This window comes from Phaeobacter sp. CC-HEC084, from assembly GCF_059429255.1.
The window spans coordinates 1,126,539-1,140,444 of sequence record NZ_JCAIJQ010000002.1; the positions used below are offsets into that span (position 1 = coordinate 1,126,539).

At 61.4% G+C, this 13,906-nt stretch carries 13 protein-coding genes; 3 read left to right on the forward strand and 10 right to left on the reverse strand.

All coding sequences use genetic code 11. The features are described from left to right. Positions 1 to 131: 131 nt before the first annotated feature. From AC5SSZ_RS05830 to acnA, 3 genes are all read right to left on the reverse strand, one after another. Complete coding sequence (locus AC5SSZ_RS05830; RefSeq protein ID WP_495437562.1) at positions 132 to 470, reverse strand: DOPA 4,5-dioxygenase family protein; 339 nt, start codon at positions 468 to 470, stop codon at positions 132 to 134. 48 nt (positions 471 to 518) lie between these two features. Beyond that, a complete protein-coding gene (locus AC5SSZ_RS05835) occupies positions 519 to 1,223 on the reverse strand; it encodes an SDR family NAD(P)-dependent oxidoreductase (RefSeq protein WP_495437564.1) in 705 nt (234 codons plus the stop codon). 90 nt (positions 1,224 to 1,313) lie between these two features. Continuing rightward, positions 1,314 to 4,001, reverse strand: coding sequence for an aconitate hydratase AcnA (gene acnA, locus AC5SSZ_RS05840; RefSeq protein ID WP_274833489.1), 2,688 nt, complete (start codon positions 3,999 to 4,001; stop codon positions 1,314 to 1,316). 245 nt (positions 4,002 to 4,246) lie between these two features. Between acnA and AC5SSZ_RS05845 the strand changes: the two genes are divergently transcribed. Continuing rightward, on the forward strand, positions 4,247 to 4,954 hold the full coding sequence (locus tag AC5SSZ_RS05845) for a DUF1223 domain-containing protein (protein ID WP_274829142.1): 708 nt from the start codon (positions 4,247 to 4,249) through the stop codon (positions 4,952 to 4,954). Between the two features lie 44 nt (positions 4,955 to 4,998). On the opposite strand, the gene AC5SSZ_RS05850 is transcribed toward AC5SSZ_RS05845, so the two are convergent. From AC5SSZ_RS05850 to AC5SSZ_RS05875, 6 genes are all read right to left on the reverse strand, one after another. Next, a complete protein-coding gene (locus AC5SSZ_RS05850) occupies positions 4,999 to 5,922 on the reverse strand; it encodes a lysophospholipid acyltransferase family protein (protein WP_495437567.1) in 924 nt (307 codons plus the stop codon). Between the two features lie 127 nt (positions 5,923 to 6,049). Then, positions 6,050 to 7,195 (reverse strand): flagellar motor switch protein FliG, encoded by a 1,146-nt coding sequence (locus AC5SSZ_RS05855; protein ID WP_495437569.1) that lies wholly within the window; start codon positions 7,193 to 7,195, stop codon positions 6,050 to 6,052. Between the two features lie 77 nt (positions 7,196 to 7,272). After that, positions 7,273 to 7,821 (reverse strand): tetratricopeptide repeat protein, encoded by a 549-nt coding sequence (locus AC5SSZ_RS05860; protein WP_065270459.1) that lies wholly within the window; start codon positions 7,819 to 7,821, stop codon positions 7,273 to 7,275. Between the two features lie 185 nt (positions 7,822 to 8,006). After that, a complete protein-coding gene (gene purB / locus AC5SSZ_RS05865; RefSeq protein ID WP_065270458.1) occupies positions 8,007 to 9,311 on the reverse strand; it encodes an adenylosuccinate lyase in 1,305 nt (434 codons plus the stop codon). 129 nt (positions 9,312 to 9,440) lie between these two features. Next, a complete protein-coding gene (locus AC5SSZ_RS05870) occupies positions 9,441 to 9,698 on the reverse strand; it encodes a DUF6455 family protein (RefSeq protein WP_347510069.1) in 258 nt (85 codons plus the stop codon). A 169-nt stretch (positions 9,699 to 9,867) separates the two neighbouring features. Next, entirely contained in the window at positions 9,868 to 11,088 is a 1,221-nt protein-coding gene (locus AC5SSZ_RS05875) for a bifunctional alpha/beta hydrolase/OsmC family protein (RefSeq protein ID WP_065270456.1), read from the reverse strand. Between the two features lie 102 nt (positions 11,089 to 11,190). Between AC5SSZ_RS05875 and AC5SSZ_RS05880 the strand changes: the two genes are divergently transcribed. Beyond that, entirely contained in the window at positions 11,191 to 11,739 is a 549-nt protein-coding gene (locus AC5SSZ_RS05880) for an NUDIX hydrolase (RefSeq protein ID WP_495437572.1), read from the forward strand. Positions 11,740 to 11,856: 117 nt separating this feature from the next. After that, positions 11,857 to 12,627, forward strand: coding sequence for a heme-dependent oxidative N-demethylase family protein (locus tag AC5SSZ_RS05885; RefSeq protein WP_495437574.1), 771 nt, complete (start codon positions 11,857 to 11,859; stop codon positions 12,625 to 12,627). A 43-nt stretch (positions 12,628 to 12,670) separates the two neighbouring features. Here the strand turns inward: AC5SSZ_RS05885 and AC5SSZ_RS05890 are convergent, their stop codons facing one another. Further along, entirely contained in the window at positions 12,671 to 13,696 is a 1,026-nt protein-coding gene (locus AC5SSZ_RS05890) for a hypothetical protein (protein WP_495437575.1), read from the reverse strand. Positions 13,697 to 13,906 lie beyond the last annotated feature (210 nt).

Here is a 13,906-nt window from a genome sequence, read left to right on the forward strand (position 1 = left end):
GCAGTTTATCTTTGCCACATCCGTAGAAGGCACCCGAGGAGCTGTTCGGTAGCCAAATCGCCGCCGCATGAGGGCGCGTCGGCGATACGCGGCGGCCTTGCAGCCTTGTCCCGCGCCATCGCGTTCTGATTTTAGGCAAACAGGGACAGATCCAGCTCCAGCCCGGTGCCGAGCCAGATGCCATGATCACGGTGATCGGCCAGCTCATCGCCGGTTTCGGGGTGGGCAAAGACAATCAGCCCGTCCCGGTTCAGCGCCAGCCAAGGCAGCAGCTGTGCGAACTGTTCCGGATCGGCCGCCAATTGACAGGACCACATCGGGTGCGGGCCGACCAGCTTGTCATGGACGCGGCCCATCTTGACGCCAAAGATCTCGGCCGCGCGCTGACACAGGACCAGCGCCTCCTCCACCGTGTCGGCATCGAAATAGACATGGGCGTGATAGCCGGTGATGCGGTCTGTTTGTGTCATGTTTTCACTTCTTTGATTGCGCAAGGGCGTCGCTGTCCTGATTTTGGCTCAAAGCCTGTATCCACCAGCGACGGTGAGTATCTCTCCGGTGATAAAGGCGGCGTCTTCCGATGCAAGGAAACGAACTGCACGGGCGACGTCCTGGGGCGTGCCGATACGGCCAAGGGCGGTCATTTCGACAAATGCCTCGGTCAAATCGTCAGAGCGTGGGGCTTCGGGAACATTGATGGCGCCCGGGGCAACGGCATTGACCCGAATGCCTGCCGCTCCCAATTCCTTGGCCATGGCACGGGTCCAGAGGTTGAGCGCTGCTTTGCTGGCGCCATAGGTTGCGGCGTCCTTTGGAGGCAGCAGCGCATTCACCGAAGAAATGCTGACAATAGCGGCGCCTCTCTTAAGGTGTGGGAGGGCGGCAGTCAAAAGGGCCGCCAGGGCCAAAAGGTTGATATCGAGGATCCTTTGGTGGGCCTCGGCGTCAAAGGTCTCTTTTGGCGTGCTTATAACGGCACCTGCGTTGTTTACGATCACATCAATGCGCCCAAAACGGGCAAGGGTTTCCGAGACAACTTTCTCCGCTGACCCTGCCTCGGTCAGGTCGCATTGAACCGCCTGCAGCTGTGGGTTCGCTTCAATCAGGGGCGCAGGAGAGGTTCCATGCCATGTCAGCACGATTTCATGGTCCCGAGCCAGGTCCTCCACAATGGCGCGGCCAATCCCATAGGCGCCGCCGGTTACCAGGGCAGCCTTTCTCACAATGACCTCCTGAAATTCGAAAGCGGAATGCGGAAACAAGAAGGGCGCCCAAATTGGGCGCCCGTCAAGTTGATAGTTTGCGATCTCACCTTACGACTTCGCGAGGTTGCGCAGCACGTAGTGCAGCACGCCGCCGTGTTCGATGTACTCGATCTCGGGTGCGGTATCGATGCGGCACTTCAGCGTGATGGTCTTGGTGGTGCCATCTGCGTAGGTGATGTCGCAGGGCACTTCCTGCTGCGGCTCGATGGTGTCGAGGCCACGGATCGATACGGTTTCGTCACCAGTCAGGTTCAGCGACTTGCGGGTATCGCCAGCGGTGAACTCGAACGGGATAACGCCCATGCCAACCAGATTGGACCGGTGGATACGCTCAAAGCTTTCGGCGATCACGGCCTTGACGCCCAGCAGCGCGGTGCCCTTTGCAGCCCAGTCACGCGAGGAGCCCGCGCCGTACTGTTCACCGCCAAAGACGACCAGCGGAGTGCCAGCTTCCTGATAGGCCATCGAGGCTTCATAGATCGAGGTCTGCTCGCCATCGGGGCCTTTGGTGTAGCCGCCTTCAACGCCGTCCAGCATCTCGTTCTTGATGCGGATGTTGGCAAAGGTGCCGCGCATCATGATCTCGTGGTTGCCGCGACGCGAACCGTAGGAGTTGAACTCACGCGGGGCCACCTGACGTTCGATCAGGTACTGACCGGCCGGGGTGGTGGTCGCAAAAGAGCCCGCCGGGGAGATGTGGTCGGTGGTGACCATGTCGCCCAGGATCAAGAGCGGCTTGGCGCCCTCGATGTTCGAGATGGTGCCCGGCTCGGTACCCATGCCCTGGAAGTAGGGCGGGTTTTGGATGTAGGTCGAGGTCGCGGGCCAGTCATAGGTCTCCGCATCGGTGGTTTCGACCGCCTGCCATTTCTCGTCGCCTTTGAACACATCGGCGTATTTCGACAGGAAGGCCTCGCGGGTTACGGTTTCCTGCACGAGGTCCGCGACTTCCTGTGTCGAGGGCCAGATGTCTTTCAGGTAGACGTCCTTGCCATCGGCAGTTTGGGCGATAGGGTCGTTGGCCAGATCGATGTCCATGGTGCCTGCCAGCGCGTACGCGACAACCAGCGGCGGCGAGGCCAGATAGTTGGCGCGCACATCGGGGCTGATGCGGCCTTCGAAGTTGCGGTTGCCCGACAGGACCGAGGTTGCCACCAGATCGCCTTCGGCGATGGCGTCGGAGAGTTCCTGCTGGATCGGACCGGAGTTACCGATACAGGTGGTGCAGCCATAGCCAACGAGGTTGAAGCCGACAGCGTCCAGATGCTCTTGCAGGCCTGCGGCCTCAAGGTACTCGGACACCACCTGCGAACCCGGCGCCAGCGAGGTTTTCACCCAGGGCTTGCGGTTCAGGCCCAGCTCATGCGCCTTTTTCGCAACCAGACCCGCGCCGATCATCACGTAGGGGTTGGAGGTGTTGGTGCAGGAGGTGATCGAAGCGATCACGACCTTGCCGGATTCCATGGTGTAGTCTTCGCCCTTGACGGCCACTTCCTTGCCCATCGGGCGTTTGAAGGTGTTTTCCATCTCCTGACGGAAGGCGGCTTGGGCGTTGGTCAGCGGCACGTAGTCCTGCGGACGCTTGGGGCCGGAGATTGCCGGAACGATGCTGCTCATGTCGAGGGACAGCGTGTCGGTGTAGACCGGTGCGTAATCCGCATCGCGCCAGAAACCGTTTTCCTTGGCGTAGGCTTCGACCAGCGCGATACGGTCTTCGTCGCGGCCGGTGTTGCGCAGGTAACGGATGGTTTCCGCGTCGATCGGGAAGAAACCGCAGGTCGCGCCATATTCCGGTGCCATGTTGGCGATGGTGGCACGGTCCGCCAGCGGCAGACGGTCCAGACCTTCGCCGTAGAATTCGACGAATTTGCCCACAACGCCTTTTTGGCGCAGCATTTCCACGACTTTCAGAACCAGGTCGGTGCCGGTGGTGCCTTCGACCATGTCGCCGGTCAGTTCAAACCCGATGACTTCGGGGATCAGCATCGAGATCGGCTGACCCAGCATCGCGGCTTCGGCTTCGATGCCGCCAACACCCCAGCCCAGAACGGCCGCGCCGTTGACCATGGTGGTGTGGCTGTCGGTGCCGACCAGTGTGTCGGGGTAGGCGACTTCATTGCCGTCCTGATCGGTGTCGGTCCAGATGGTCTGGGCCAGGTATTCCAGGTTCACCTGGTGGCAGATGCCGGTTCCCGGAGGCACAACGCGGAAGTTGTTGAAGGCGCCCTGACCCCATTTCAGGAACTGGTAGCGCTCCATGTTGCGCTCATACTCGCGGTCCACGTTCATCTGGAACGCGCGCGGGTTGCCGAATTCGTCGATCATGACCGAGTGGTCGATGACCAGATCAACCGGGTTCAGCGGGTTGATCTTCTGGGCGTCGCCACCCAGCGCCTTGATGCCGTCGCGCATGGCGGCAAGGTCCACAACGGCGGGAACGCCGGTGAAATCCTGCATCAGCACGCGGGCCGGGCGATAGGCGATTTCGCGCGGGTTCTGGCCGCCGTTGGCGCCCCATTCCGCAAAGGCCTTGATGTCTTCGAGCGAGACCGAGAAACCGCCGTCTTCAAAGCGCAGCATGTTTTCCAGAACGACCTTCAGCGCCGCCGGCAGTTTCGAGAAATCGCCGAGGCCGGCTTCGGTGGCTGCGGGGATCGAGTAATAGGAAATCGACTTGCCACCGGCGCTGAGCGTGCGGCGCGTCTTGGCATTGTCCTGTCCGACGGTGATAGGCATGTTGGCCTCCCTCTGGATGTGATAATGGGGAATTCGCTGCAGGCTATCTGCAACAGGTTCGGCCTTCTTTCAATAGGGGAAACGCCTTCTGGTGCATTTTTTGTATGCAATAGTACACAAGAGCACATGCAAAGGGTAAACCAAGTCTCAAGAATGATTGATTGGTGTTCAGAATTGGGTTGGGGTACACCGGGGGGCCAGCGAGAGTTGGCCTGCGGATCACGACCAAAGGGGTACTCCGAACAATGATGCGTTTTGCCGCTCTTGCCAGTGTGTTGTGCCTTGCGATGCCTGCCGCGATCCGTGCGGAAGAGGTGGATCAGCCGGTGGTGGTAGAGCTCTTTACCTCGCAGGGTTGTGCGTCCTGCCCGCCGGCCGATGCCTTGATGCACAAACTGGTAGAACGCGAGGACGTTCTGGCGCTGGCGTTTCATGTCGACTACTGGGATTACATCGGCTGGAAGGACGTCTTTGCCGATCCGGCCTATACTCGGCGGCAAAAGGATTATGCCCGGGCGATGGGCCGTAACATGGTTCATACTCCGCAGATGATCGTGATGGGGCAGGAGGATGTTCATGCCGCCGACCCGCTGAAAGTAGGTGATGCGATCAAACGGCACCAGACCGGCGCGCAGCCGGTGGCGCTGGATCTGACGGCAACGGCGGCCGGTGTCGAAATCTCGGTTCAGGCTCGCGGCGCGCTGCCCAAAGGGGCGCTGCGGGTTGATGTGGTGCGGTTCACGCCGCTGCGCCGGGTGTCGATCAGCCGCGGAGAGCTGGCAGGACGGACCATGGCCTATGCCAATATCGTCGAGGACTGGCAGCAGGTCGCCGAATGGGACGGGCAGGAGGGTCTGACCCTAACCGTGCCGCTGCCCGGGGATCAGTCGCTGGCCGTGCTGGTGCAAGAGGCTGGCAGCGGCCCCATCATAGCCGCCGCGCAGCTGAAGTAATCAGCGCCAATTCCTGGGGGCGCCTGTACCTGCCGTGGTCGGCATTATCCCGCGGGATCGGTATTGGGCTTTTTCGGCGGCGTGTATGCTTTCCAGCGCCGGTGGATCCAGAACCATTGCCCCATATACTTGCGGATGACGCTTTCCAGATCGTCGCAGATCGCGCGGGTCATGGTGATGGGATCTGACGCCGGAATTTCCGGGTTGAGGTGGATTTCGAAATCAATGCCATTGGGTTGCCGGATGCCGTAGACCGGGATCAGTGCCGCGCCGTATTTCAGCGCCAGTTCCGCAGGAACGGTAGAGGTGACGGCAGGCTTGCCGAAGAATGGGATCTCCTCGCCGCCATGCACGTGCAGGTCGGCGACGATGGCGATATTGCCACCCTTTTTCAGATGGCGGACCATTTCGACCATGCCGCGTTTGCCCTGCTCGAACATCGGTTTGCCGTTGCCTTCGATGGCACGGACGTAGTGATCATTGAAATAGGGGTTGGCCATGCGCCGGTAGAGCGACCCCATCGGGAAACCGTGTGCGATCAACCCGGCCCGGGCAGCGTCATAATTTCCGAAATGACCGGTGACCAGAATCACAGGGCGCCCGTCAGCGCGTGCTTTCTCGAGCGCGGTCAGACCCTCACCGGTGATTGGCGCAGCCTTGGCGCGGGCAAGGAAGGGTGCGCCTGCATAGAGCTCGGCAAAGGTGCGCCCGGCGTTGTCGGGGACTTCGCGGCAGAGCCGGTCCACCTCCTCGGGCGGCAGGTCGGGGCAGACAAGGGCCAGATTGTCACGGATCCGCCGGTCAAAGCCCGCCAGCGGCGCGGCGGCGCGCACCAGACGACCCATGGCCGCCAGCCGCGTGCGATAGGGGATCAGCCCCATGGCGCCGATCACGCCACGCAAAAAAAGATTGCTGGCAAAATACTTTGCTTTTTGGGCCGGAGAAAGCTCGGAGGCGGCGACGGGCATTGTGGGTATGGGCCTGCTGGGCTGGGATCACATAGAGCATGTCTACTTAATCCCGGCCGCCATTGTGTACAAGCCGTCAGCCGGGTACCCAAAGTGTATCGGTAGAGACGGCGGGAGAGATCAGTACTTACTCGTCCTCTTCGCCGTCCTCAGACCTCAGCTCGATTTCCCCGTTGTTCACCAGATCGCGCATGGCGTTGACGATCAGGCTGAAGGCGATTTCGCCATCTGCGCGTTTGACCTTGCCGCGTTCGGTGACTTCTTCACGGATGTTGTTGGCCATGCGGTTCGACATGTTTTCCAGCAGGAATTCGCTAGAGGCAACGTCCTCTTCCGCGCTGGCAAAGGCGATGGCGGTGACCACATCGGGCTGGGACAGCACGCGCATCAGCTTGGGTACATCCAGTGGGTGCATGCGCTCAGCGATCAGGCCGTAGGTGAAGATCGCCTTTCGCACGTCGCCGGCGAATTCCTCGTCTTCTTCTTCCAGTGCGGTCAGAACCTCGTCCCGTTTGGCTGCGGCGGCTTCGGTCAGGATGGCGCCGACGCGCTGGCCCGGGGTGGTGTCAAAGGCCAGATCCGGGCGGGCCTCCACCTGCGCTGCCAGGGACAGGCCGATCCGGTCGACGGTGTCCGGGGTCACGTTTTTGGTATGGCTGACGGCATAGGCGATTTTCCTGGCCACGGGGCCTGGCAGGGCAGCCAGCATCTGTGCGGCCTTGGCGGTGTCGAGTTTCGACAGCAGCACGGCCGCAACTTCGGTGCTTTCTGCTTCGGCGAGCGAGGCGAGATCTTCGGGTGCAAGCTGTTTCAGACGGTCCCAGGGATTGCCGAACTGACGCACGCCGGCCTCTTTGCGCAGGCGGCTGGCGGTATGGCGGCTGATCTTGCCATCCATGGCGGTCAGCGCGCCAGCCAGCCCGTTGGGGAAGGTCAGGCCAACGTTGTCGAGCATTTCGGCAAACTCGCTGGCAACGGCATAGAGCGTTTCGCGGTCGACGATGCGCATCTTCCCCATCTGCTGGGTCAGTTCCATCTGCAGCTCATCGGGCAGTTCTTCAATCGGGATGTCGGCGCCTTCGTTCAGCAGCAGGCGTACGACGATCGCCGCCTTTGCTTTGCCGCTCAGATGGGAAGCGGAGCCGCCGAGCGATCCACCCATGGGACTATCCAATCCTCCCCCCATTCCACCAAGCGGAGCCGGAGCCGAAAAATCTCCTAATCCATCACCGCCTGTCGCCATGGGGAGCGCCAACATCTGGTCGTCTTGCATCTATAGGACCCTTGCCAAAAAGATTCTCTTTCTGTTGGGATCAAGATAGGCCATTAGCGGTAAAGAAAGACTAAAGCTCAATAGCTTGAGGTTTGTCCGCTCTGCAGCGCCTTGTAGAGCGAGACCTCAGGCCAGCTGCCAGTGCCGCCACGCGCACGGATTTCCTTCCATTGGGCCAGGGCCAGCCCCAGTTTGCCTTCCTCGACAAAGCCTTGTCCCATATAGGAGCGGGCCAGAAGGTTGTCGGGATCGGTAGCAATGGCGCGCTGGTAATAGGCGTTGGCCTCATCTGGCTGGCCGAGCTTACGGGCGGTGAAGCCCCAGTATGTCAGGACCCGACCTTCGCTTTGATCCGGCATCGCGGCCAGAACCATTTGCGCGTCTTTCAGTCGGCCCGCATAGGCCAGTTCACGCACCGCGTCATACAGCGTATCGGCATCCAACGCCGAATCCTTGGCGTCTACGCATTTGCCTTTTTTTTCGTCCCAGACCTGCGCTCCGGTGCATTCCTTGGTGGTTTGCGTGGTGGTCGGAGCCGTGAAGGTATTGTCGCCAGCGGCAAAGGCTGCCCCGGAAAGTGACATCGCGGGCAGGGACATCACGGTTGCAAGAACGATGGCACGCATCGGGGATCCTCATTACGGGTTATGGAGGGAATCTAGCCTGATTTACCAGCTCAAGGGAGGGGAATTCCCAGGAAAAGGGAGCTTCCGGTACTCTCTGGCGAATATTTGCCCAGTGGCGGGTGCGTAAATGAAAAACGCCCCGCCATTTTGGCGGGGCGCTGTCACATGTCAGATGGGGCTACCGTTCAGGCGCCGAACACCCGTTTGAAGATCGTGTCGACATGTTTGGTGTGATAACCCATGTCGAATTTTTCCTTGATGCCATCTTCGCCGAGGGCAGCAACAACCTCGGGGTCTGCAAGCAGCAGTTCTTGGAAATCAAGGCGCTCTTCCCAGACCTTCAGCGCGTTGCGCTGCACCATGGAATAGGCGTCTTCGCGGGACACGCCCGCTTGCGTCAGCGCCAGCAGCACCCGCTGCGACATCACCAGGCCGGGGAACTTGTTCATGTTTTCCAGCATGTTCTCGGGGAAGATCAACATCTTGTCGATGACGCCGGTCAGACGGTTCAGGGCAAAGTCCAGCGTCACGGTGGCGTCCGGGCCAATGCCGCGTTCGACCGAGGAGTGCGAGATATCGCGCTCGTGCCACAGCGCCACGTTCTCCATCGCCGGGATCACGGTCATGCGCACAAGACGGGCCAGACCTGTCAGGTTCTCGGTCAGCACCGGGTTCTTCTTGTGCGGCATCGCCGAGGAGCCTTTCTGGCCCATCGAGAAGAATTCGGCGCCTTCCAGAACTTCGGTGCGCTGCATGTGGCGGATTTCGATGGCGACGTTCTCGATCGAGGAGGCGATGACGCCCAGCGTGGCAAAGAACATCGCGTGACGGTCGCGCGGGATGACCTGGGTCGAAATCGGTTCGGGCTTGAGGCCCAGTTTCTCGCAGACGTGCTCTTCCACCGCGGGGTCGATATTGGCAAAGGTGCCGACCGCGCCGGAAATCGCGCCGGTGGCGATCTCTTCGCGGGCCTGCTGCAGGCGCGCCTTGTTGCGGTCCATCTCGGCATAGAAACGGGCGAAGGTCAGCCCCATGGTGGTGGGTTCGGCGTGGATGCCGTGGCTACGGCCGACGCGCACGGTGTTCTTGTGCTCCATCGCGCGCTTTTTTAGCGCGGCCAGCAGGTTGTCCATATCGGCAAGCAGGATGTCGGCAGCGCGCACCAGTTGCACGTTGAGGCAGGTGTCCAGCACGTCTGATGAGGTCATGCCCTGGTGCACGAAACGCGCTTCTTCGCTGCCCACGTGTTCTGCAAGATGGGTCAGGAAGGCGATGACGTCGTGTTTGGTAACGGCTTCGATCTCGTCGATGCGGGCGACGTCGAATTCCACGTCCTTGGCCTTCCAGACGGCGTCGGCGTTTTCGCGCGGGATCACGCCCAGATCGGCCATCGCGTCACAGGCGTGCGCCTCGATCTCGTACCAGATGCGGAATTTGGTCTCGGGGGACCAGATGGCGACCATGTCGGGGCGGGCATAACGGGGGATCATCGGCGGAAACACCTTTCGCAATTGCGGGAACACTTGCGCCGCGTCATAGACCGCTCTGCCCAAAGGAACAAGCCGCCACGGCGGGGGCGGGACGTATTGTCCGCCCGCCGCGGAGCCTAGCTGATCGGGTCAGCCCTGGCTGATACGGTCAAAGACGTCCTTGTTGCGGCAATAGGCCGGGGCCGCGTCCAGATGATCCTGATCCGCCTGCAACTGGGTGCAGCCTGCCTGATCGTCGCAATGGCTGCAGCGCATGATGGCGCGCATTAGCTTGGGGCCTTCGTGCTCCGGGTCACGGGCGATGATCTCGCCCATGTCGATACCAAGGCGGTCGGCCATGCCGTTCACGAGGTCCGAGCTTTGCTCCAGTTTCTTCACCAGTCCCATGTTGCGTCTCCTGTCGTGCCAATAAGGGTGCGATTGCATTGCAGGCGATCATGGCTAAGAACAAAGGGCGGGCCTTGATATCGATCAATCGGCGCAGGAATTGCGCGGACGGGCGGCGAAAAAGCCGCCTGTCCGTATCGTATATGGACTACGCTCAGCGGCGCTGAACTTAGTGAGGCGAAATGTCTACCGTGATCACCCGGGCCCCGCTTTCCAATGTGCGATGCACCGGGCATTTGTCGGCGATCTCCAGCAGCCTTGCGCGCTGATCCGGTGTCAGGGTGCCGCAGAGGCTGATTTTCCGGGTGAATTGATCGATCTTGGCCGGACCCGCCGGGGCAGCATCCTGCGCGTGCACCTTGTCGTGGCACACATCAACCGAAACGCTGTCAAGCGGCCATTCCTTGCGCCGGGCATACATCCGGATGGTCATCGAGGTGCAGGCGCCAAGCCCCGCTGCGACGAAACCATAGGGGGACATGCCCCGATTGGTGCCGCCATAGGCCAGCGGTTCATCGGCCAGCGCGTGGTGATGGGGGCCGGACTGAATGTCCTGCAGGAAGCCTTCGGGATCGGCTTCGGCAACCCGCACGATCCCCTCGGGCGCGCCGGGGGGCGGGGCGGGCGGTGTCATCTCCACATAGCGCCCGGCCCAGGCGGCAATCACCTCGGCGGCGTATTCGGCATCTTGCGCGCGGGAAATCAGATGGTCCGCGTCATCCAGCGTGACAAAGCTCTTGGGGTGTTTGGCGGCGGCAAAGATCTCGGCCGCGTTGTCGATCCCGACGGTTTCATCGCGCGGGGCATGCATCACCAGAAGGGCCGCATCCAGACCTGCAATGCAGGGGCCCAAGGCGCTGGCGCGGATATCGTCAAGAAACTGGCGGCGAATGGTGAAGGGACGCCCGCCAAGGCAGACTTCGGCGGCGCCGACCGCTTCGATCTCGGTCAGTTGGGAGCCAAAGTTGTGGGCCACATGTTCGGGATCATAAGGCGCGCCAAGGGTCACCACACCGCGCACCGAGGGAATGCCCGCGCGGGCACGCAGAACCGCGGCGCCGCCCAGCGAATGCCCGATCAGCAGCTGCGGCGCCATATCGCGCCCCGCCAGATACTGCGCGGCGGCAATCAGGTCCGAGACATTGGAGGAGAAGCTGGTGTTCTCGAACTCCCCATCCGAATGCCCAAGACCGGTAAAGTCAAAGCGCAGGACCGCAATACCCATCGAGGCCAGACGCCCCGCGATGCGCCGGGCGGCCGGGATGTCCTTGGAACAGGTAAAGCAATGTGCGAACAGGGCGGTGGCAAGGACAGGCCCCTCGGGCAGGTCGAGGCGCGCAGCTAGCGCGGTCCCGGCGTGTCCGGGAAACGTGATGCGTTCTGTGGGCATGGAAGATTGGCCTTTGGTTTTCTCGATCCTAAGGTGCGGCAGCAGGCGGGGTTCGGCAAGGCGCGGGCCGAAAATAACACGTGAAGGTGAAGGGGCGAGACCATGGAGCACATCATCGGCATCGGAGGGTACAGCCCTGAAAAAGCACGCGACCATGACATGTGGTCCCGTCTTGGCCGGTTCTGCGCGTCAGAACCCCGCGCCTTTGATCGCGATCCGGCCACCGGGCATGTTACCGCTTCGGCCTTTGTTCTCTCTACGGATATGTCCTCTGTCCTGTTGACCCACCACGCAAAACTGGACCGCTGGCTGCAGCTCGGCGGCCATTGCGACGGGATTTTCGATGCGCCCTTTGTGGCCCAAAAGGAAGCCTATGAGGAAAGTGGCCTTTCCCGACTTGAGATGTTGTCGCCGCAGGTGTTTGACGTCGATATTCATGAAATTCCGGCATCGCCCAAAGAATGCGCACATCTGCACTATGACGTGCGTTTCCTGTTTCGCGCTGCGGCGGGGGAAATTCAGGTCAGCCACGAATCCCACGAGCTGGAGTGGGTCCCGCTGGTCCGGCTGGAAGAGCGAACAACAGCGCCAAGCGTTCTTGTGTTGCGTGAGAAACTGCCGGGGTTTCTGCGCGGGGCCAGTGCCTGCTGACGGCAGTGCGCCTAAACTTGCCTCTGCGACGGTGGGTCGCGTGATTTTTTAGTGGTTTTTGGCTGAACGGGACACAGGGCCTCCTCCTTTTGATCAAATTTATGCTAGCACCATAACATGACAGCGATTCTACAGACCCAGATCCCGTACAACCCGCTTGCCTCGCAACGTTTGCCGGGGATCAAACCCCTGCCGGTGGCCGATTGGCTGCGTTCGGATGATGCCTTTGGCGACCAGATGGCGGAGCGTGAGCGTCTGCTGGACACCGCCCGGGACAAGGTCCTGATGCTGGATGAGGGCGGCCGTCCCGCTGCCGAAGAATTGCTCGAGCGGGTACTGGCGCATCTTTACCCCGGTGCAAAGGGTCACGTGCAACGCCCCGATGGGGTGACGGTGCGGATCGATTGGCAGGATCCCCTGGGAACCCTTGGCCGGATCACCCAGCAGGATTTCTGCATTCTGGAGAAACCCGAAGGCGCGGCGGAGCACGTGCTAACCGGCGCGGTTCTGTGTTTCCCGGCAAGCTGGACATTGTCTGAAAAATTCATGCGTCCGTTGACTGCCATTCATGTGCCGGTCGACAGCTATGACGCCAATATTGCGGCCCGGGTGCAGCGGCTGTTTGACGGCGTGCAGGTGGATCGCCCGCTGTGGCGGTTCAATGCGCTGTGGTATCACGATCCGATGCTGCACCAGCCCCGCAGCGCCAATGCGCCGCGCGAACAGCCGCGCAGCGAAGAAGCCGGGTTCATGCGCAGCGAAACGCAGAGCATTCTGCGTCTGCCTCGCACCCGCGCGGTTGTCTTTTCGATCCACACCTTCGTGCTGAGCCGCGCCGACGTCCTGCGCCAATGGCAGCAGGACGAGCAGGATATCGAGACCGTATAGGCTGCATCCGGCAAGGCGCCCGCTGGTCCGGGGGCTTCGGAGTTCAGGGGGTTGGTAGCTTCAGGACCTTTGCTGCGGCTTGAACCATTTCCGTACTTTGCAACAGGGCCAGAAAGACACCAAGGCTCAGGGCTTGCCTGCGCGGGGTCAGCTGGGAGCCCCTGAGCAATTCAACCAGCAAAAGCAGCAGGGCAGCGGGCGCCGACAGCATCGCAACCAGTCCGGTTGCAGCCCATGTCACGATGCCTTGCGCCCGCGCACCGCCTTGAGCGGGTTTTAGGCCCGAAAGATCCACGACCTGATCGGCGTGTGCTGGATCGGTGCGCACGTGGCGGGCGCATTGCTGGTCCAGATCATCTGCCATCGCCTCCACCGGCGCGAAACAGGAACGTCCGCGCGGCTTCCCGGCCACGGGCGCCTGGTTTGCGCCGCTGCGGGCGGCAAACAGTTTTGCCGAGGTCCGCGATTTTCCGGTCGGTTTGAACGGGGAGGGCGCGGGCAGGGCAGCCCGGGCGGAGCGGCGCCGGGGTAATGCACTACGTGGGTGGATATTGTCGGACGCCGGGCGGCTGAGCAGGGAGCCCGGCGTCCTTTCGGCCGTGGCCTGCGCCTCTGCCGTATCTGCCATGTCTGCCGCGTGATGCAGGTTGAAGACGCCGAGAAAAGCGTCGCAGGTCATCGCCTTGGGCGCGTCCTGCCAGAACACCACCGTGGGCGATAGCGTTTCGGCCAGACGGCGCAGGAGTACCGCGAGCAGGATCTCGGTGATCTCGCTATCGCTGCCGCTGGGGTAGAGGCGCTCCATGGTGACCTCAAGGAAGATTGCCGGAGCAGAAAGGCCCGCCGGGACATGCATGCCAAGCCGCAGCGGTAGGCGCCGCAGCCGCAGGATAACCCGGTACTGATCGCCTTCCATCTCGACCCGGTTTGCCGCCCGAGTGTTGATCTGCGCCATCGGGTGGCCGTATTCCTCAAGCATATCGACCGCCTGGATCAGCCCCTTGTTGAGGAGCCGGTTGCTGCGGGTCTTGAAACCGAGCCTGCCTTTGAACTGTTCTACCTGTGTCATTCTCAAGCCTCCTTCGTTCGGGGTGCCGTTAACCCAATATTACAAAGGGAAAAGGCACAAAGTGAGGCATCAGAACAGGTTCTGAGGGGCGGGGCAAAAAATCCCGCCAGGGCAGGTCGGTAAATTTTTATTCAAATAAAAACAATGTGATGTCAGTCGTGTTTGGCACAAGCCCCCGCCGAATGTGGCTGAAACCGGGCGCCCTGCGGC